The 19614-nt window shown below is 75.1% G+C and carries 13 protein-coding genes; 5 read left to right on the top strand and 8 right to left on the bottom strand.

Annotation, left to right across the window (positions count from 1 at the left end):
- The first annotated feature begins 39 nt into the window (after window positions 1-39).
- The 3 genes from ACH4SE_RS27925 to ACH4SE_RS27915 all read left to right on the top strand — a co-directional run bounded on the left by ACH4SE_RS27925 (window position 40) and on the right by ACH4SE_RS27915 (window position 3056).
- A complete protein-coding gene (locus tag ACH4SE_RS27925) occupies window positions 40-354 on the top strand; it encodes a hypothetical protein (RefSeq protein ID WP_398546256.1) in 315 nt (104 codons plus the stop codon).
- Between the two features lie 18 nt (window positions 355-372).
- A complete protein-coding gene (locus ACH4SE_RS27920) occupies window positions 373-1899 on the top strand; it encodes a hypothetical protein (protein ID WP_398546255.1) in 1527 nt (508 codons plus the stop codon).
- 290 nt (window positions 1900-2189) lie between these two features.
- A complete protein-coding gene (locus ACH4SE_RS27915; protein ID WP_398546254.1) occupies window positions 2190-3056 on the top strand; it encodes a helix-turn-helix domain-containing protein in 867 nt (288 codons plus the stop codon).
- Window positions 3057-3103: 47 nt separating this feature from the next.
- Here ACH4SE_RS27915 and ACH4SE_RS27910 read toward each other — a convergent pair whose 3' ends face one another.
- The 3 genes from ACH4SE_RS27910 to ACH4SE_RS27900 form a co-directional block, all read right to left on the bottom strand.
- On the bottom strand, window positions 3104-4933 hold the full coding sequence (locus ACH4SE_RS27910) for a serine/threonine-protein kinase (protein ID WP_398546253.1): 1830 nt from the start codon (window positions 4931-4933) through the stop codon (window positions 3104-3106).
- Window positions 4934-5001: 68 nt separating this feature from the next.
- Entirely contained in the window at window positions 5002-5280 is a 279-nt protein-coding gene (locus ACH4SE_RS27905; protein ID WP_398546252.1) for a hypothetical protein, read from the bottom strand.
- Window positions 5281-5389: 109 nt separating this feature from the next.
- The gene (locus ACH4SE_RS27900; protein WP_398546251.1) at window positions 5390-9625 is read right to left on the bottom strand and encodes an FtsK/SpoIIIE domain-containing protein; all 4236 of its coding nucleotides are present in this window, start codon (window positions 9623-9625) and stop codon (window positions 5390-5392) included.
- A 523-nt stretch (window positions 9626-10148) separates the two neighbouring features.
- Between ACH4SE_RS27900 and ACH4SE_RS27895 the strand changes: the two genes are divergently transcribed.
- Window positions 10149-11057 (top strand): Ku protein, encoded by a 909-nt coding sequence (locus ACH4SE_RS27895; protein ID WP_398546250.1) that lies wholly within the window; start codon window positions 10149-10151, stop codon window positions 11055-11057.
- A gap of 288 nt (window positions 11058-11345) precedes the next feature.
- Here ACH4SE_RS27895 and ACH4SE_RS27890 read toward each other — a convergent pair whose 3' ends face one another.
- The 5 genes from ACH4SE_RS27890 to ACH4SE_RS27870 form a co-directional block, all read right to left on the bottom strand.
- Entirely contained in the window at window positions 11346-12338 is a 993-nt protein-coding gene (locus ACH4SE_RS27890; RefSeq protein ID WP_398546249.1) for an alpha/beta hydrolase, read from the bottom strand.
- A 165-nt stretch (window positions 12339-12503) separates the two neighbouring features.
- Window positions 12504-13427, bottom strand: a complete 924-nt coding sequence (locus ACH4SE_RS27885; RefSeq protein WP_398546248.1) for an SDR family oxidoreductase — start codon at window positions 13425-13427, stop codon at window positions 12504-12506.
- A 269-nt stretch (window positions 13428-13696) separates the two neighbouring features.
- Window positions 13697-14587 (bottom strand): MBL fold metallo-hydrolase, encoded by an 891-nt coding sequence (locus ACH4SE_RS27880; RefSeq protein ID WP_398546247.1) that lies wholly within the window; start codon window positions 14585-14587, stop codon window positions 13697-13699.
- Between the two features lie 123 nt (window positions 14588-14710).
- Window positions 14711-17323: a LuxR C-terminal-related transcriptional regulator gene (locus ACH4SE_RS27875; RefSeq protein WP_398546246.1), complete on the bottom strand. Its 2613-nt coding sequence runs from the start codon at window positions 17321-17323 to the stop codon at window positions 14711-14713.
- Between the two features lie 189 nt (window positions 17324-17512).
- Complete coding sequence (locus tag ACH4SE_RS27870; protein ID WP_398546245.1) at window positions 17513-18139, bottom strand: TetR/AcrR family transcriptional regulator; 627 nt, start codon at window positions 18137-18139, stop codon at window positions 17513-17515.
- 99 nt (window positions 18140-18238) lie between these two features.
- Between ACH4SE_RS27870 and ACH4SE_RS27865 the strand changes: the two genes are divergently transcribed.
- On the top strand, window positions 18239-19234 hold the full coding sequence (locus ACH4SE_RS27865; RefSeq protein ID WP_398546244.1) for an amidohydrolase family protein: 996 nt from the start codon (window positions 18239-18241) through the stop codon (window positions 19232-19234).
- Window positions 19235-19614 lie beyond the last annotated feature (380 nt).

Below are 19614 nucleotides of genomic sequence, written 5' to 3'. Positions count from 1 at the left end.
GAGGACGTACAGCCACTTCCCTCGGACAAGGGCGGATCCGTGACACAACCGAAAGCCGTCGCCTACGACTTCGCCGCCGCCTCCGACCTGAGCGCGAAATGCCGCCAGCTCCACGACAAGATCGCGTGGCTGGTCCGGGTGCGGGCGTCCGGCGTCGCGACCTACCTCAACGACCGGCCCGACTCCTGGACGGGCGGCAAGCGCGAGGCCTTCGACGGCGACCACGGCCGGGAGCAGCGCGCCCTGGACTCACTCGCCCATCAGGCCCTGACCCTGATGGCGCACGTGGACACCGCGACGGAGAACGCCACGGCCATGGCCAGGAAGATCCTCTTTGCCGACTCCGACAAGTGACGTGAGGGGAGAGTCGCCGTGACCGAGAAGGGCCAGGCGTCGGCCGACCCGGCGCACCTGCTCAGCTACTCCGACCAGGCCACGAAGGCCGCGCAGGACGTACAGGCCTGGGTGCGCGCGGTCTTCGTTCCCGCCGTCCACGCCTTCCTGCAGGGCGCGGGTGCCCGGCCCGGCTTCCAGGCCGTGGACGTCGGCGCCGCGTCGCGCCTCGCCGAGGGCCTGGGCGGCGACGTCATGCGGCACGTCGCGTCGGCGTACTACACCGACCGCCGGGTACGCCAGGTGGGCGAGTTGTTCCGGGCTGTCGGTTCCGGTGGCCCCCTGACCGGCCTCCCCGAGGGGAACCTGCCCCCGTTCGCGGGCGCGCAGGACGGTGTCGTCCGCACCAGCGACGGGACGCTGGTGGCCCTCGACATCAGGTTCGGGGCCGGGCTGGCACACGGTTTCGACCCGGCGAACCCGGCCGATCTGAGAGAACTGGCCCTGCACGCCGACGATCCGCTGTTCAGCTCGGGCTTCTTCAACGCCCTCACCCCCGCACAACTGGACGCCGTCCCGTGGGACGGCGCCACGGTGCAGGCGCTCGCGACCGCGATGGCCGGCGGGCTGCTGACCGGCGGCACCAGGGCCCGGCTCGTCCAGGAGATCCGGTACGGCGCGCAGCCCGGCGCGTCGCACGCGATCCTGACCGGGCTGGCCGCGGACCCGCGCGCAGCCGCGGCCTTCACGCGGTACCTGTCCGCCCACCCCGGCGAGATGAAGACCGTCCTGCAGGGCGGCACCGACGGCCTGCGCGACGCCCTGCTGATGTTCTCCAAGGCCGTGACGGTCATGGACCCGGCGCAGGTGCAGGGGTTGCTCGCCGCGGTCTGGCCGGAGCTGCCGCACCTGGACCTGTCGCAGGAGCGCTCCGTCGAAGGGGCGTTCCAGGCGTTCCTGACCGCCGGGGCCGGCCGCGCCCTGCCGGAGCTGCCGCCGCGCAAGCCGGACGAGAACTACTTCCCCGCGCTCTTCACGTGGGCCGAGGGCTACGGCCGGGTGCTGGGGGACACCATGGGGCACTACGTGACGTGGCTGGAGAACATCTACAAGGAGCACCAGGGGGACCAGCAGGCGCTGCACGCCCTGGTGGAGAACATCGTGCTGGGCGCCCTCGGCACCGCGCTGCCCGGAGAGGGGGCCGCGGCGGTGGTGCTCAACGGCGTGTACGGCGGCACGGCCGGTACGCTCCAGTCCCTGATCGACCGCCTCGTGGGCTGGTCCACCGGACCCGGCGGCCCCACGGCGGAGCACGCCCCGATGAACTACCTGTACAAAGCCGCCATCCTGGCCCTCGTCCTGCGGACGTACGGCGGTGGGCTCGGGGAGCGCACGCTGCCGGAGATCCTGCAGGACCCGGGGCTGGCGCACGTGCTGTCCTCGGCCGGGCACGGCGATTGGCCGGATCCGGCCGGCCAGGCGTGGGCGCGTAGGCAGGCGCTGCGGACGGGTCCCGGTCACCGGCTCGAAATGCTGCTCGCCGCGATGGGGGCGAACTTCAAGTGACCGCCGGGTGCGTGCCCGCGCGGCTCGTCCACGGGAAGCGCGTCCGGCTCCGCGGTCCCGTGCGCCTACTGCGCAGGTTTACCCGCGCGCGGGCTACCGCCGGGGTTCGACGGGGAAGTCCACCCGCTGCACGGCGCGCCCGCGGCCGGCCCCGGCCTAGCCTCGTGGGTGTCCAGGTGAGGCGTGCCGGACCGGACCGTGTACGGGGCCGGGGCCGGCGGGGCCCGCCGCCGAACGCACGGGGGAGTCCGGTGCCAGCCGGGCGGACCCCGGGAAAGGCACGACCGCGCATGCACGGTGCACAGTCGCCGGCCGCCCGGGTGGGGAACGGCAAGGGAACGTGTCATTGGACCGAGTTGGACCTGGGGCCGGTCCGGTTGTCGCAGCTGCGCCCCCCGGCGGTGCTGCCCGTGCGCCCGTGGCCGCGCGCCTGGCGCCTGGCGCTGGCCTTCGGCGGCCCGCTGGTGTTGCGCGGAGAGCGGGGCACGACGCGGCTGCGGCCCGGCGAGCTGGCCTTGTGGGAGCCGTCCCGGCCGTGCCGGGCCGGCGCGGACGCCGACGGCCCGTCCCCCCGGGTGGTCGTCGTGCATCTGCCCGGCGGTTCCGTCCCGGTCGCCGACCGGGCGCTGGAGCACCTCGCGTCCCTTCCGCTGCCCGCCGACGAGGGGCCCGGCGCGCTGCTGTCCGGTCTCGTGGAGACCCTGGCCGGCCAGGCGGCCGGCGACGTCCCGCCGCCGCAGGCGATGCGGCTGGGCACGGCGGTGGCCCAGCTGTGCGCCGCGTTCCTGACCGACCTGTTACGGGACGCGCCGGACCGGCCCTCGCCCGGAGCCGCGCTGCTGTTCGACATCAAGACCTACATCGACTGCCACCTCAACGACCCCGGGCTGTCCCCGGCCGGTATCGCCGCCGCCCACCACATCTCGGTGCGCTACCTGCACCACCTCTTCCGCCGGAACGGCCTGACGGTCGGCGGCCACGTACGGGCCCAGCGCCTGGAACACTGCCGCGCCGACCTCGCCAGCCCGCACCTCGCCGACTGGAGCGTGGGCCGCATCCACGCCCGCTGGGGCTTCCCCGACGCGGCGGTCTTCGGCCGCGCCTTCAAGGCGGCGTACGGCGTCCCGCCCGGCGAGTACCGCCGCCGCCGGCTCTGACCTCCGCACGGACCGGGGCCCGCCGCCCTCCGGGAGCCCCGGGCCGGTCAGCAGCGGGTGCTCGGGCCGGTCTGGCCCCGCAGGTTGTCCGCCGACATCCACCCGGCGGTGTGCGTCCCCGCGATCCGCACGTACCACCACCTGTGGCCGTAGGCGTTGCTGACGCAGCAGTGGTACCAGACCATCTGGCCGGAGCGCACCAGCACGACGTCCGGGCAGTTCGCGTACGGGCCGGCGTCCAGGTGGAAGGTGCCGGCCATGTAGCCGTACGTGCCCGGGTTCGGGTCGCGGTGGCTCCAGCCGCCGCAGCTCCTGGACACCGCGGGGGACCTGGCGGGCGCCGGGGCCGCCGGGGTGGTCGCCGGCGGCGGCGCGGTCCTCGCGGCGCCCCCGGAGGAGCTGCCCGCGGACGCGCCGCCGGAAGCGGCGTCCCCCACGCCCGCGGACGCGCCACCGGTGGCGGCGCCCGTGGCGCCTGCGGACGAACCGGCGCCGGCGCCGCCCGTCACGCCTCCGGAGGTGCGGGCCGAGGTGCCGTCGCCCGCGGTGGGTCCGGGGCGGGGCGTGGCGGCGGAGCTCGGGTGCGCCGGGCCGGCGGCCCGTGCGTCGCGGTGGTGGGCGCGCGGGGGGCCGGAGGACGTGACCGGGGCCGGGGCCGCGGTAGCGCCCGCCCGGGTGGTGCCGGAGCCGTCGTGCTGTCCGGAACCGCCGCCCGGGACCAGCAGGGCCGTCGCAGCGGCCGCCGCGACGGCGGTGACCCCGGCCGCCGCGATCAGCGGCCGGCGGCGGCGTACCCGGGCGGGCGGCCCGGCGTCGGGGACGGGGGCGCGCCGCAGGACGGTCTCCTGGTCGGCCACGGGGACCGTGACCGCCCTCCCGGCCCAGCCCGCGCGGGCCCGGATCACCCCGGCGGCCGGCTCCGGCCATGGCCCGGCGGCCCCGGCACGTGCCCGGGCGGTGTCCGCGACGTCCTGGGGGCTCGGCCGCCGGGCCGGGTCCTTGTCCAGGCAGCGGCTCACCGTCTCGGCCATGGCGGGGTCCTGGCGCGCCAGCTCGGCCAGCACCTCGTCGCGGGGAGGGGCGTGGATCACCCGGTGCACGGTCCCGCCGGTGGAGTCCTCTCCGAAGGGCGGGGAGCCGGTGGCGGCCAGAGCGAGCACCGAGCCGAGGGAGAAGACGTCGGAGGGCGTGCCGACGGGGCGGCCCTCGGCCTGTTCGGGCGACATGAAGGCCGGCGTCCCCAGCTGCTGGCCGGTCATGGTGAGCGCGCTGGCGTCGGCGGTGTGCGCGACGCCGAAGTCGATCACCCGGGCGCCGTCCGGGCCCAGCACCACGTTGGACGGCTTCAGGTCGCGGTGGACGATGCCGGCCGCGGCGATCGCGGTGAGTGCCTGCGCGATCTCGTACGCCAGCCGCCAGACGGACGCGGGCGGCAGCGGTCCGGCACGGGCGACGGCGTCGGCCAGGCTCGGCCCCGGCACGTACGCGGTGGCCATCCACAGCAGCTCGTCGTCCTCGAAACCGTGCCCGAGCAGGACGGCGGTGTAGGTCCCGTGCACCCGCCGGACCGCCTCGATCTCCCGGGAGAAACGGCGGCGGAAGCGCTCGTCCTCGGCGTACTCCGGGCGGATCACCTTGACCGCGACGAGGGATCCCGCCTGGTACGGGCCGGTGAGCGTCGCCTCGCGCGCCAGGTACAGCCGGCCCATCCCGCCGCCGCCCAGCCGGGCCAGCACCCGGTAGGGCCCGGCCTGCGGCGGGTCGGAGCGGCGCAGCTCCCGCGCGCCGAGCACGTCGAGGTCGGCGGCGCCCAGCTCCCGGACACCGGCCGCCCCGGGACCCCCGCCCCCTTCCGGACCCGCGCCCGGGCCGGACATGTGCGCCACGGTGAACCTCCCCCTCCGCTCCCGTATCGGCCGTCCTGGCAGCGCCGCCCGAGGGCCGGTCAGGCGCCGCCGGCGTGCGAGATGTTGGTGAGGATGTTCTGCACCTGGTGCTGGAGCTGTTCCAGCGACGCCCTCATCCGGTCCAGGTCGCCCTTGGCCTGCGGCCACACCTCGCCGCGGAACCGCTGGGCGAGCGGGCCGTCCCAGTTGTTCGGGTCGCTCAGTGTCTGGCCGTGGGCGTTCAGCTGCTGGATGAGCCCCGGCAGCTGGCTGTTGACGAGGCTCAGCATCTTCGCGGCCTCCTGGTGCGCCAGGTCGGTGGACTTCACCGTGGTCATGGTGCTTCTCCCCTCGGGTGCTGCGGTATGTCCCCTGCAGTCTTCCGGCCCCGCCGGGGAAGGTCATTGACGTACAGCGCACCGTCGTTGACGCCCGGCGCACATCCCGTCAGCGGGCCAGCTGCACGCCGCCGGCGACGCCGTCGACCACGAGGTAGCCGCGGCCGGGCAGCGCGGCCATGCGGTCCAGCCGGGGCAGCGTGGTGCCCAGCAGTTCGCCGTCGAGGTCGTGGTCGGGGCACAACAGCACCCCGCAGCGGCTGTCGCGGGGGACCTGCGTCCAGTGGCCGTACAGCCGGCGCAGGGCGTCGGAGCGGCCTGCGGCGACCAGGTGGGCGCCGGGCCCTGCCTCGGCCAGCCAGCGGCCGAGCACCCCGAGCTCGTCCGGAACGGTGTCGGCGTCGTCGGCCAGCAGCAGGACGGGCCCGGACCGCTGGGCCAGGGCCGGGGCCAGCTCGGCGTAGTCGGTGACGAGCGCGGTGAGCCCCGGCATCTCCCGCAGTGGGGAGCGGCGGGGAGCGAACGCGACGACGGCGGGAGGGTCGGCAGCGGCCGCCGCGATGCGGGCGAGCGTGCACAGCGCGGTGCTGCGGCCCGACCGCTGCGGCCCGGCGACGAGCGCGTGGTCACCTTCGTACAGCCGCAGGCCCACCGGGTGCAGCGTCCTGTCGTCCAGCCCCAGGGGCAGCGACCACGGTTCGGCGCCGGCCGAGGCCGGCGCGTCCAGACCGGTGAGGGCGAGGTCGGTGGGCAGCAGGCCGACCCCGGGCGCGGTGCGGGCCGCCCCGGGCCGGAGGGCGGCGACAGCGGCGACGGCCGCGGCGAGGTCGTCGCCGGGCCAGGCGATCTGGATCACCTGGCGGGTCGCGGCCACCAGGGCCCGGCCCGGCACGTAGCCGGGGACGGCGGCGCGCGGCACGTCGAAGTAGCCGTACTCGCCCGCGTCGGCCAGCCGCATCAGCAGCTTCTGCTGGGTCAGCGCCGCCCAGGACGACGGCACGGCCCCGGAGCGGTCGGCGGTGACCGCGAAGCGGATGCCGACCGCCGGACCGTCGGCGTAGACCCGTGCCAGGTCGTCCACCAGGTTCATCCCGGCGATGTCCTTGTCGAAGTCCGACAGCAGCGCTCCCAGGCCGTCCACCAGCACGAGCCAGTCGGGTGCGGCGGACATGCCGCTGCCCTTGCGCGTGTCGAGCTCGCGGCGCAGCAGCCTGATCAGGCGGATCTGCCGCTCCCTTTCGGCCGGACCGACGTGGGCGCCGGTGTGCGGCAGGCCGGTCAGCGGCCGCAGGGCACCTTTGCCCAGGTCGAGGACGAACAGCTGGCAGCGGTTCGGCGGCGCGGCGGCGGCCGCGGCCAGGGCGAGGGCGGCCAGCGCGGTGGAGGTGCCGGCGCCGCCCGCCCCGTAGACCGCGAGGTTGCCGGCCGCCGGGTCCCAGCCGACCGGGTACTGCCGCTGCTGGTCGGGGTCGTCGGCGAGGGCGTACGCGGGCAGGTCCGCGGCGTCGGTCTGCAGGCCGCGTTCCGCCGTGGGCGGCAGGCCGGCGGCGGGCACCACCGGCGGCAGCGGATCGGGCCACGGGCGGCGGGGCGGCGCGAAGCCGGACCGGGCGGCCGCGTCGCGCGCCGCCGCGACCAGGAGCTGCAGGTCGGTGGTGCCGTCCGGGTCCGCCTCCTCCTGGCCGGCCGCGGGCGGCCCCAGGACGAAGGGCACGGCGGTCACGGGGGCGGTCGCACCGGCCGCGGCCGTGACGCCGGTGGACAGGGCGGTCTGCACCGGCAGCACCTCTCGGGCGCTGAGCCGGTAGTAGGCGCGGCCCCACTGCCGGGTGCCGATCGTGGCGGCAGCCGGGTCGTCGATCACGTCCTGGGAGTCCGCGACGCTCTCCAGCCGCAGGGCGATCCGGAGCTTGACGTTGTTCTTGATGGCGTCGCTGACCGAGCCGGCCGGCCGCTGGGTGGCCATCACCAGGTGCACGCCCAGGCTGCGGCCGCGCTGGGCGATGCCGACGAGCGAGTCCACGAAGTCCGGGAGGGCCTTGACCAGCGTGGCGAACTCGTCGATGACCACGACCAGCCGGGGCATGGGTTCCAGCTCGGGCCGGCCGCTGTCGCGCAGCCGCTGGTAGTCGCGCACGTGGCTCAGCCCGGTGTCCCGCAGCAGCCGCTCGCGATGGCGCAGTTCGGCCTCCAGGCAGCGCAGGGCCCGCTCGCCGAGCTGCTCGTCGAGGTCGGTGACCAGGCCCACGGCGTGCGGCAGCGCCGCGCACTCGTCCAGCGCCCCGCCGCCCTTGTAGTCCACCAGCGCGAACGTCAGGTGCTCGGGGTCGGCGTCCACCGCCATGCCGGCGACGAGCGTGCGCAGCAGCTCGCTCTTGCCCGAACCGGTCGTTCCGGCGATGAGCGCGTGCGGCCCGTCGTCGTCGAGGTCGACGGCGAAGACGTCCCGCTCGGTGACGCCCAGTACCGCCCGTACCCGCAGCGCGGGCGCCCGCCGCCGCCACCGCCCGGCGACGGCGGCCCCGTCCACGCGCTCCAGGCCGAGCAGCGGCAGCAGCGACACCCGGTCGGGCAGGCCCGCGCCGGGCAGCCCCAGCTCGGGGTCCTCGAAGCGGGCCAGCGCTCTGGCCGTCTCCCGCGCCTGCGGCACCGGCATGCCGTTCAGCAGCACGCCGGCCACCACCTCGCCCGACGCGACGTCACGGACCCGGCCGCCGCCGGGCGCCGACGCGGTGACCACGGTCGTGCACAGCGCGGGCAGCCGGGTGGTCAGCACCAGCGCCCCGCAGCGCACGGCCCCGCCCGCGATCAGCTCCCGCAGCGGGCACGGGCGGCCCTCCAGCAGGGCCGCGCCGTCCACCACGACCAGGGTCACCGGCCCGGCCCTCCCGGTGCCGTCCGCGGCCCGGGCCGGTCCGGGCTCCGCGTCCGCGGGCCCGGCGGTGAGCAGCCGGCGGGCCAGCACGTCGCTCTGCTCGGTGCCGACGGCCACGAGGCGGGCCGCCCCCGGCCCCGGGTCGGCGCCGTGCGGCAGCCACTTCGTCCAGTCCCAGTCCGCGAGCCGGTCGGCGTCCGTGAAGAGCGCCACCGTCACGTCCGCGGGTCCGCTGCCCACCACGGCCTGGCAGAGCAGCGAGCGGGCGACGGCCAGTGACGCGGCCCGCTCACCCTCGAACCCCACCGCCCGCCCCGCCCCGACCGTGACCACGACCGGCACCTGCGGCAGCACCGCGCGCCCGGCCAGGATCGCGGCCGGTTCGGCGGCGGGCCCGGCCCGGCCGTCGGCCAGCGGCGGCGTCCAGGGCAGATCCGCCCACCCCACCGCGAGCCGCAGGAAGTCCTCGGCGCCCGGCCGCCGTTCCCACAGCGTGACGCAGGGGGCGGTCGCCCGGAAGACGACCTCCGCGGGATCGGGGACCGCCGACCGCCGACGACCGGCCTCCGCGGTCCGCCGCTCGTCCACCGCCTTCGCGAACCCGGCGAGCCGGGCCGCGTAGTCCCTGCGGCCCCGTTTGCCGCCGGCCCTGCCGCGGACCCGCTCCTCGACGAAGTTCCCCAGGAACATCAGGGGCGTCAGCGCCGCGAGGGCGGCGAACCGCGGATCGCCGGTGAGCACCACCGTGGCCGCGGCCAGCAGCAGCGGCCCGACCATGGCGGACACACTGAACGGGGTCCTGTCCCTGCGCGGCGGCGGCTCCGGGACGCCGAGCGGCGCCGGCTCCGGCGTCAGGCCGCCGCGCGGCACCCGGTTGAACGGCAGCGTCCCGGCGGAACCCGCCTGCCGGACCGGGTCGAAGGACTGGACGGTGCCGGGCGGGCCGGACGGAAGGGCGCGGACCAGGACCTCGCCGCCCAGGCACACCAGGTCGTCCGGCCCGACAGCCGCCTGCCCGCCGATCCGGGCGCCGTTGACGTCGGTGCCGTTCGCCGAGCCGGCGTCCGTGACGGTCACCCGCCCGCCGGGCAGCAGCTCGAAGACCGCGTGCCGCCGCGAGACGCCCGTCGCGTCGACCCGGAGGCCGGCCTCCCGGCCCCGGCCGGCGACGGTACGGCCGGCGGCCAGGGGCACCTCCCGCCCGGCCTCCAGCCCGCCCACCACCCGCAGGACGGCCCCGGGCCTGCGCAGCCCGAGAGCGCCGGGCCGCGCGGTGCCCGCCACCCGGGAGCCGTTGAGGAGCCCGGACTCGCCCAGCACCGTGTCCTCGGGCAGCAGCCGCCCGTCCACCGCCAGCACCCGCCCGGGCAGCCCCAGTGCCACCGCCAGATCGCCCAGTGTCGCGTCCGGCCGCCCGAACCGCAGCTCCGCGTCCCGCTCGCCGTCCTCGTCCACGTACACGATCCGCACCGCGCACCGCCTCCGCTCGGTCCAGGTACGACGGGTGCACCGATCCTCGCCCCGGCGGGGACGCCCCGCATTGACCGTCCGCGCACAGCGGTTGACCTCCGGCGCAGCGCCTTGGGCCATACCGTGAGCGGCCGGGCGCGACGAGGCCCGGCCTGTCCGGGGATGCCCGACGGGACGGCGAGCGGAGTCAGCCCATCGCGACGTGAACGAAGCGGCCGCCTGCCGGTCCGTTCGCCGAGCCGGTGCCACTGGCGCACGCCGAGCCGATGCTTCGCCGGCTCCGCCCCCGGGCCGGAAACGACGGGGGACTGCCGGCACCGTCGTCACCCGTCTGCCGTACCGGCCGGCCGTCACGCGAACAGCAGCTCCACCGCCCGCCCCTCGGCCCCGCGGCCCTCGCCCCGGAGGGCGCGGCGGCGCGCGGCCGGTGCCGCCGGGTCGGTGGGGCCCCTGTTCGGCCTGCGGGGCGCGCGCGTGCAGCCTAGCCTGCGAGGCGGGGGCCGCCGACGGGAAGGACCACCCCATGCCGCCGATCTGGAGCGGGACGATCACCTTCGGGCTGGTCGCGATACCGGTGCGGGTCGAGCCCGCGGTCCACTCGCACAAGGCCGCCTTCCGGCAGATCCACAAGGACGACCACGGGCGGGTGCGGTACCGGAAGGTGTGCGAGCTCGAGCTCGACGACGGTGCGCAGCCGCTGGGACCGGACGAGATCGGCCGTGCCTACGAGACCCCGGACGGCACGCTGGTGCCGGTCTCGGACGAGGAACTCGACGACCTCCCGCTGCCGACGGCGAAGACGGTCGAGGTCAGCGGCTTCGTCGATCTCGGCAACGTGCCGGGTGAGCAGTTCGGCACCCCCTACTTCCTCGCGCCGGCGAGCCCGGCGGCGAACAAGCCGTACATCCTGATGCGCGAGGCCCTGGCCCGGGCCGGGAAAGGCGCCGTCGGGAAGCTGGCCTTCCGCGGGACCGGTGAGACGCTGGCGGTCGTCCACGCCCAGGGGGACGTGCTGGTGCTGCACCGGCTGCACTGGCCCGACGAGCTGCGCTCGGCCGAAGACGCCGCGCCCCGCGGGCAGGTCGACCTGTCCGACGACGAGGTCCAGGCGGCGCTGGACTACATCGGCGCCGTCGGCGACGTCGACATGAACGAGATGCACGACGAGTACGCCGCCGCGGTCCAGGAGCTGCTGACCGCGAAGGCCGGGCACAAGGCCCCTCCGGCCCCGGAGAAGCCGGAGCGCGAGGAAGCCGGCGTCACCGACCTGATGACCGCGCTCCAGCGCGCGACCGAGCAGGCCCGCGCCGACCGCGGCGAGGACGCGCAGGTCCACCCCATGAAAGGCCGGCCCCCGGCGAAGAAGAAGCCGGCCGAGCGCACCGCGAAGAAGACGGCGGCCAAGAAGACCACCCGCAAGAAGGCCGGCTGACCCCCGGCGGGGTCCGGGCGGTCGCGCGGTACGCCGCCCCCGGGGCAGCCTGTCCGGCGCGCTGTGGACGCGGGCCTGCGCCCGGGGCGCGGCCACGCGGCGGGCGGTGGCCTTCGCGCAGCTGCCGGACGACTGTGGGGCGTCTCCTCCTGGACCACCACCGGGAGGTAGCCGCCGCCCAGCAGCTTCACCTGACCCGCGAGGCGCTTTCGAGCCGCGCGGGGTGGCGATCGGCTCGGGGGCGCCGGTGGGGTTCCGGACCGCCGGCACGCCGTCGGGCCTGCGGGTCTACGCGGCAGCCGGCGTCGCCGGGGCCTTCGTGAGGTGCCGGGCGAGGTAGCTGTTCCAGGCGTGGCGGAAGCTCTCCGCGAGCTGGGACTGCGGGGCGAAGAGGTCGAAGGCGTGGTAGGCGCCGGGGTAGAGGTGCAGCTCCACGTCGACGCCGTGGGCGCGCAGGCGCGCGGCGTAGTCGAGGCTCTCGTCGCGGAAGACGTCGAGTTCGCCGACACCGATAAAAGCCGGGGGAAGGCCGGCGAGGTCACTCGCCCGGGAGGCGGCGGCGTAGGGCTGGACGTCCTCGGTGCCGGCGCGGTCGCCGAGGATCGCCTGCCAGGCGAGGAGGTTGGTCGCGCGGTCCCAGATGCCGATGTCGGTGATCTCCCGGCTCGAGTCGGTCGTGTTGCGGTCGTCGAGCATCGGGTACTGCAGCAGCTGGAAGAGAGGGGGCGCTGCGCCGCGGTCGCGGATCAGGAGCGCGGTGGCGGCGGCGATGCCTCCGCCCCCGCTCTGGCCGGCCAGGCCGATGCGGGTGGGGTCGAGGCCGAGCTCGGCGGCGTTGTCGCTGATCCACCGGTAGGCGGTGTATCCGTCCTCGGCGGCGCCGGGCGCGGGCGTCTCCGGGGCCAGGCGGTAGTCGACGGCGACGACGGCGCAGCCGAGTGCCGCGGACAGCTGCTTGAGCCAGGGTGCGTCCTGGGCGGCGAAGCCGAGCAGCTGCCCACCGCCGTGGAACCACACGACGGCCGGCAGCGGTCCGGGAGCTTTCCGCGGACGCAGCAGCAGGACGGGGACGTCGGGGGAGTCGGCGCGCGGCACCTGGATCTCGTGGGCGGTGACGGTGGGCTCGTCGGGGATGGTGGCGGCGACGGTTTCGGCGAGTGCGAGGACGGCCTCGCGTGTGGCGGCGATGTCCGTCAGGTCGAAGACGCCGTTCGGGCCGATCGGCATGGCCTGGAGCGCTGCGGCCAGTTCGCGGTCGATCGCGGGACGGGAGCGGGGCACGGTTCCACTTCCTTGGGGGTGTTCTGGGTGAGGGAACGGGAGGGTGGTCGGACCGTCGGGGCGACGGGGTGGCCGCCGCAGCGACGTCTTTCGAGCAGGCCCGAGTGGCTCGGTGACCGGCCGAGCAGGGGCGGGCACGGGAGGGGGATGGCCTGGGGGGCGGGCTCAGCCTGCGGGCGTCGCCGGGACCTCGAAGTAGTGGCCCTGGCCGAGGTCCTCGATGAGGCCGGGCTGGACGGGCTTCCAGCCGAGGATGTCCCGGGTCAGCACGTTCGAGGACGGGTTGTCGGCCGTGACGTGGCCGCTGAGGAAGCCGAAGTGGGCGTCGGCCCCGGTCGCCGGGATGCCGGCCACGGGCAGGTTCAGGCCGCGGCCGATGGCCTCGGCGATCTCCCGGAAGGGGACGCCCTGGTCGTCGACGCCGTGCAGCCGTGACCCGGCCGTCGCGGATTCCAGCGCCAGCCGGTACAGGCGTGCCGCGTCGAGCGTGTGCACGGCGGGCCAGCGGTTGGCCCCGTCGCCGGCGTAGGCGGAGACCCCCTTGGACCGGGCGAGGGAGATCAGGGTCGGGATGAAGCCTTTGTGGTCCAGCGTGCTGTGCACGGTCGGGGACAGCCGGACGACGGACGACCGGATGCCGCGTTCCGCGAGCGCGACCACCGCGTTCTCGGCGTCGATCCGCGGCCCCGCGTCCATCACGTCGGCCTCGGTGGCGGCGCCCTGGAGCCCCGCGAAGGCGAGCAGCATGGTTCCCGAGGTGGCCACCAGGGGCTTGCCGGTGCCGGCGAGCGCGTCTGCGAGCGCCTCGACGGCGCGCAGATCCGCCGTGACGGCGCTGTCGAAGTCGCCGGCGAACATGGCCTCGTGCTTGAAGGCCAGGTGGATGACGCCGTCGGCCGCGGCTGCGGCAGCGGCGAGGCCGTCGAGGTCGTCGAGGTCGCCTCGGTGCACCTCGGCTCCGGCAGCCGTCAACGCGGCGGCGGATGTGTCCGAGCGGGCCAGGCCGACGACCTGGTGTCCCGCGTGGAGGAGTTCGGGAACGACGGCGGAGCCGAGGTGCCCGGAGGCTCCGGTGACGAATACGCGCATGGTCAGCGCCTTCCTGCTGCGGGCTCACCACCGGAGGGCGGGGCCCTTATGTCAGTGCCTGACATAACCGTAGCACTGATGTCAGGCACTGACGTCACCGTGATGTCGGTCGGAGACCGCCGCCCGCGCCGGGTCGTACGGACGCCGGGGGCGTGGCGGACGACGGGTCGGGAGCTTCCGGGCCCCGGCGGGGCCGCGGTGAGGGGCGCTCGGAGAACGTGCGCCCCGCAGCCGGAGGGGGAGCGCGCACCATCGGCACCGCCGTCCGCTCAGAAGCCGGCCCAGTCCTTGACCGCGAAGCCGGCGCCGTCCCGCTCGATCGTCATGGCTCCGGAGCCGGTCAGATGGGCCGGCAGCAGGAGGGCGTTGCTGTCCGCGGCCCAGCCCAGCAGCCGGCGGCGCGTGGCGGTCGCCCGGGGCTCGTCCTCGTCGAGCATCGGACAGCAGTCCGGCTCCGACAGCTGCAGCGGGCTGTGCAGAAGATCGCCGACGAATGCGGCCCGGTCGGTCCCGGAGGTCAAGGTGATCACGGACGAGCCGGGGGTGTGGCCCGGCGCCGGCCGGATCCGGAGACCGCCGTCGACGACGTACTCCTCCTCCCACAAGGTCAGCTGGCCGGCCTCCCGGATCGGGGCGACGCTGTCCTCGAAGACGTTCACCATGAGCGGGGCGCAGCGGCTCGCGATCCCGTTCGCGGGGTTGAAGAAGTCGAAGTCCGCCCGAGGCGCGACGTAGCGGGCGTTCGGGAAGGTCGGCACCCAGGCCGCGCCGTCGAAGGAGGTGTTCCAGCCGACGTGGTCACCGTGCAGGTGCGTCAGCACGACGAGGTCGACATCCTCCGGCTGCACCCCCGTGCCGGAGAGGTTGGCGAGGAAGTCCGTCCGGAGGTTCGCGTGGAAGGGCAGGTTCGGCCGGTCCTTGCCGTTGCCGACCCCGGTGTCCACCAGGATCGTCCTGCCCTCGCTGCGGACCAGCCACGTCCGCATGACGAGACGGATGACGTCCGGATCCGGGATCCAGTGCGCGGGGACCAGCAGTTCCTCCTGTGCCTGCCAGGCATCGAGGGGGACGTCCGGGAAGACGAAGCTGCGAGGGACCGGCGACGGCGGCACATCGACGACGGGAGTGATGTCGATGTCGCCCAGCGTGAGAGTTTCCATGTCCTCGAGCCTCGTCGCCCCCCCCGCTCGCGCGGTATCGGTCATGTGACTGGACCTGGCACGGAAGCGCGGAAGCCCGGATCGGCACCCTGCCGGACGCCCGTCCACGTCAACCGCCGGCGGTCAGTCCGCTGCGGCGGATCCCGGCCAGGGGGCGCGGTCGACGATGTCCCGGAGTTGGGCGCGGCTGCCGACGCCCAGCACCGGGAAGCTCCGGTACAGGTGGGAGCTCACCGTGCGGGGTGACAGGAACAGGCGCTCGCCGATCTCACGGTTCGTCAACCCGCGCGCCGCAAGCCTGACGATCTGCTGCTGTTGTGGGGTGAGGGACGTGAACGCGTGCGGTGCTGTGGGCCCGGCATCGGCCCCCGTCGCCCTCGACTCCGCCTCGGCCCGCTCGAGCCACGGAAGGGCACCCAGTCGCCTGAACACCTGGCCGGCGGCCGCCAGCGTCGCGCGTGCCTCCAGGACCCGCCGACGACGCCGAAGCCATTCCCCGTAGTCGAGCTGGACCTGAGCGCGCTCGAACGGCCACTGCTCCGTCGCCGGATCGCCGAGCGCCTCCCGGAAATGCCCCTCCGCGTCGTGGCCGTCCAGCAGGGCGTGACTGCGCCGGAGCAGGGCGTGCACCCGGGCCGACGAACTGCCCGTCAGCTCCTTCTCGACCCGCGCGAGGACCTCGCGCGCCTCGGCCCCCTGGCCTGTGCGCACCGCCGCGGCGACCAGCTCGGCCACGGCGAGGGAGGAGAAGTAGTAGTGGACCGGCTCCCCGTCGGCGGTGAAGAGCCGACGGAACTCGTGGTACGCCGTGACGTGGTCGCCGTCCGCCACGGCGGCCGTGCCGAGCACCCACCCTGCCCGCACGAACAGGGCACGACCGGTCTGTGGGTCGATCGTCGCCAGTGCGCGGTGGACGAGTTCGCGCGCGGAAACGGTCCTTCCGGAATGGGCGGCGGCGGTGGCCTCGAGTACCAGGTGGCCGGCGGCCAGCTGCGGCAAGCCGGCATCCGCCAGGGAGGTCCTGGCTCCGGCCGCCGCCAGTCGGGCTTGCGCCCACTGCCCGTGGTCCCAATACGCCCAGGCCGGCGAACAGTCGAGGGCCGTCGGCGCCCTGCCCGCGGCGCGTCGGCGCTCCCGCGCACCGTCGAAGGTCCGTACGGCGAGGGCGGTTTCGCCGAGGACCCACGCCACCACGGCGGTCGAGGTGAGGGCCGCGGGATCCGGTCCGGCCCGCTCGATCATCTCGGGCAGGTGCGCCGCAAACCGGCTCCGAGCCGCGAACGGGTCGACGAGTGCGCTCGCGAAAGGATCGTCCCGGGCCCGCGCACGCACCGTCGCCCGATCCCGTTCGTCACCGGAGTGGAAGACGCTGACCGCGGCCGAGAAGAGTGCCTGCCCGGTCAGCGCCGGGTCCTCCGCGGCACGCATGAGCAGGCCCACCGAGGCCTCGTGTCGGGGCGTCAGGCTGAGGACGTGTCCCACACGAAGTGCAGCGGTCGCGATCAACGACGGATCGTCGGTGAGGCTGCGCGCTTCGCCGGCGAGCTGTTCGACCCACGTGGCCTGCCCCGACCAGGCCGCCGCCTCGGCCGCCGCGAGCAGCCGTCGCGCTCGGCTGGCGCGCGCGGGACTGAGGTGCGCGGCCCGTTCCAGCGCCGCTGCGGCGGCCGCGTGGCCGCCGCGGGCGCGGGCGCGGGCCGCGGTCCTCTCCAGCGCGGCGGCGATGCCCTCGTCCTGGCCGACGGTGGACGCCGCAAGGTGCCACGCGCGGCGATCGGGCTCGCCTGCCAGCAACTCCGCGAGCTCGCGATGTGCCTCGAGGCGCTCAGCCAGCGGTGCCGAGTGGTACACGGCCGAGCGGACAAGAGGGTGCCGGAACCGGACCCGGCCACCGGCGAGCCGAATCAGCCCCGCCTTCTCGGCGGGAGCCAGGGCATCCGGCCGCATGCCGGCTACGAGGTCGGCCGTGTCGGCAGCCACGAGCAGCAGAGCCGACCGGGTCTCCGAGGGCAGCTTGTCGAGATCGGCGGCGTAGATGCGTGCGAGCCGATCGGGTACGGGAAGGATGTCGTCGTCGCATCCGGCTCGGGACAGCTCGATCAAGGCCAGTGGGTTTCCCGCCGCCTGCGCCAGCACGTGGGCACGCAGCCTTCCGGTGGGAGGCGACGGCTGCGCGTCGAGCAGTTCGACGGCGGCCAGTGGCTCAAGGGGGCTCAGGGCGAGGGAGCCGAATCCGGGGAACTGTGCCTCGTCACGTGCTGCCACCAGGATGGCCAGCGGTTCCCCGCCGATACGCCGGCCCACGAACGCCAGCACGTCGCGCGAGCAGTCGTCGAACAGACCGATGTCGTCCACGACGAGGAGGACAGGAGACCCCTCGCTCAGCTCGGACAGCAGCGTCAGCGCCGCGAGCCCCACCATCATCGGCTCCGGAACGCCGGTCTCCGTGCCCATTGCGCTCGACAGCGCCGAGCGCTGCCGTTCGGGCAGCCGATCGACATCGCCGAGGACGTCCCTGAGCAGCTGGTGCAGGCCGGAGAACGGAAGGTTCGACTCCCCGCGGCTACCGGTCGCCCGGAGAACCCTCCCGCCGGCCGCGGCGGCCTCCGCGGCGACGTCGAGCAGGGTGGTCCTGCCCGCACCGGCCTCACCGGTCACCACCAGGACGCCGCTGGTCAGGCGCAGGACAGTGGCGGTCTCCGCCTGACGGCCGATCACCGCCCGCTCACCTGTCATATCCGCGACTCCACGGCCGTTCGCCACCCACCGTTCTGCCCCACCGGCCGGGTGACCGGCCCTCGGACCCGCACCGGCCGGGCAGATGATCGCGGCCGTGCCGGACGCCGGCATCGGCGGTGCCCGCCCCGGACCGGCACGCCGCATCACAGGGAGCGACGCGCGCATCCTCCACGCGCCCTCGGGGTGTCACGGCGTCAGCAGGGGCAGCAGAACCTCGTCCACGACGAGCACGACGTCGGCATCGGACACGCTCCCCGTCTCAAGGCACTCGGCGATGATCAGGCGCGGCCCCACGGCTGCGATGCGCTCCGTGGCCCGAGCCGGATCGGCCTGGCCCTGGTCCGCGGCGCTGCGGATGCACTCCAGCATGGTGGCCCGGTGGGGGCGGACGACCTGGTCCATGATCTGTTCGAAGAGTTCGGGGTGGCGGGCGCGCTGGGCCAGCAGGGGCCGCAGCGCACGCCCGCGCGGCTGGTCCAGGATCCGGGCGAGGGTGGAGAGGATCACGATCAGATCTCCGCGCAGCGTGCCGGTGTCCGGCACCACGGGCCTGCCCAGACCGGCTTCGTGGTCCTTGAGCGCAGCCAGGACGAGTTCGGCGGTGGTGCTCCAGCGGCGGTAGAGCACGGACTTCCCCGTGCCCGCCGCCGGCGCGATCGAGTCGAAGCTCAGCTCCTCGAAGCTCTTCTCCGCCAGTTCACGCAGCGTCGCTTCGAAGATCGCCTGGGTCAGCTCTGTGCCGCGCCGACGTGTGGACGGTCCGGCGGCGCCGGCCGCACGGGCCTTCGGGCGGGTGGAGGGGGAGCGGCTCATCCTCCCCGTTATAGCCCCTCGTTCAGGCCCGCGGCACGTCGGGCGGCGCGGTACCGTACAGATAAGAAACTAACTTGTCCTCTATTTGGGGCCGCCGCCATGAAGATCATTACGCTCGAGGAACACTTCGCCCACCCCGCGCTCACCGCGGCGAGCAGTCCGGCCATCAACCTGCTCGCCCCCGACTTCGCTGCGACCTACGCCCCCGGAAGCGGGTTCGCGGGCTCGCTGCAGAGTGAGGCCGTACTGCTGGACGTGGGGGAGAAGCGCATCGCGGACATGGACCGGAACGGCATCACCACCCAGGTCCTGTCCTGCCTGTGGGCGCAGCAGGCCCCGGCCGACGTGGCGCCGGCACTCGTCCACGCCGCGAACGACACCGCCGCCGAAGCGGTCAGGGCCTTCCCCGGGCGCTTCGCCGCGTTCGCCGCCCTGCCGACGGCCGCTCCCGAGGCCGCCGCCAGGGAACTGGACCGCTGCGTGACCGAACTGGGCTTCGTCGGGACGCTGATCAACGGACGGACCGAGGGCGAGTTCCTGGACGCCCCGCGATTCGACCCGGTCCTCGCCACGGCCGGCCGACTCGGGGTGCCCGTCTACCTGCACCCCTCGATGCCGCCGCGCGCCGTCACCGAGGCCAGCTACGGGGGGCTCTCCCCCCTCGTGACCGGCCGGCTGCAGACCGCGGCGTGGGGGTGGCACGTGGAGACCGCGGAGCACTTCATCCACATGGTGCTCTCCGGAGTCTTCGACAGGTACCCGGACCTCCAGATCATTCTCGGCCACTGGGGAGAAATGATCCCCTTCTACCTCGACAGGATCGAGGAGCTGCTGCCTCAGGGGATCACGAAGCTGGACCGGCCCTTCGCGGACTACGTCCGGCACAACGTCCACATCACGCCCAGCGGGATGTGGAACCAGGCGCAGCTGCGGTTCTGCGTGGAGACGCTTGGCGCCGACCGCATCGTCCTCGCGGTCGACTACCCGTTCGTGGGGAACGAAGGCGCCGCGGCCTTCCTGGAGGAGGCAGACCTGAGTGCCGAGGACAAGAACCGGATCGCCCACGGCACCGCCGAACGACTCCTGGGCCTCTGACCGGGCGCGGCCCACCCGACGCCGGTGCTGTGGCCTCGCCGGTGCGGACCGCGTCCCCTCCGGCGCAGCCGGCCCACGAGATCATCGGACGCACCTTTTACGGTTACGACCCTGCCGCCTCCGGCGCGCGGGAGGTTCTGAGCTGGACGTCACAGGGCGGCAACGCCCCGATTGACGGGACCCGCAGGATCCAGGAACGGGTGACGGAGTCCTCCCCGCGGGAGGACTCGCGGGGACGCCGGTCCGGGGGGAACACGAGCGGCGGGGGGGCCCCCCGGGGGGGGGGGGCCCCCCGGCCGGGGGGGGGGGGGGGGGGGCGCGCGGGGGGGGGGGGCGGGGCCCCCCCGGGGCCCGCGGGGGGGGGGGGCGAACGGGCGGCC

The sequence above is a fragment of the Streptomyces sp. NPDC020983 genome, from assembly GCF_044333485.1.
GTDB lineage: Bacteria > Actinomycetota > Actinomycetes > Streptomycetales > Streptomycetaceae > Actinacidiphila.
This window is presented reverse-complemented; position numbering and strand designations above follow the sequence as displayed.

What these genes read in the sequence shown, in the direction of transcription:
- ACH4SE_RS27915 (WP_398546254.1), top strand. Translation starts at nt 2,190, where the DNA reads ATGCACGGTGCACAGTCGCCGGCCGCCCGGGTGGGGAACGGCAAGGGA.
- ACH4SE_RS27910 (WP_398546253.1), bottom strand. Translation starts at nt 4,933, where the DNA reads ATGTCCGGCCCGGGCGCGGGTCCGGAAGGGGGCGGGGGTCCCGGGGCG.
- ACH4SE_RS27905 (WP_398546252.1), bottom strand. Translation starts at nt 5,280, where the DNA reads ATGACCACGGTGAAGTCCACCGACCTGGCGCACCAGGAGGCCGCGAAG.
- ACH4SE_RS27895 (WP_398546250.1), top strand. Translation starts at nt 10,149, where the DNA reads ATGCCGCCGATCTGGAGCGGGACGATCACCTTCGGGCTGGTCGCGATA.
- ACH4SE_RS27885 (WP_398546248.1), bottom strand. Translation starts at nt 13,427, where the DNA reads ATGCGCGTATTCGTCACCGGAGCCTCCGGGCACCTCGGCTCCGCCGTC.
- ACH4SE_RS27880 (WP_398546247.1), bottom strand. Translation starts at nt 14,587, where the DNA reads ATGGAAACTCTCACGCTGGGCGACATCGACATCACTCCCGTCGTCGAT.
- ACH4SE_RS27875 (WP_398546246.1), bottom strand. Translation starts at nt 17,323, where the DNA reads ATGACAGGTGAGCGGGCGGTGATCGGCCGTCAGGCGGAGACCGCCACT.
- ACH4SE_RS27870 (WP_398546245.1), bottom strand. Translation starts at nt 18,139, where the DNA reads ATGAGCCGCTCCCCCTCCACCCGCCCGAAGGCCCGTGCGGCCGGCGCC.
- ACH4SE_RS27865 (WP_398546244.1), top strand. Translation starts at nt 18,239, where the DNA reads ATGAAGATCATTACGCTCGAGGAACACTTCGCCCACCCCGCGCTCACC.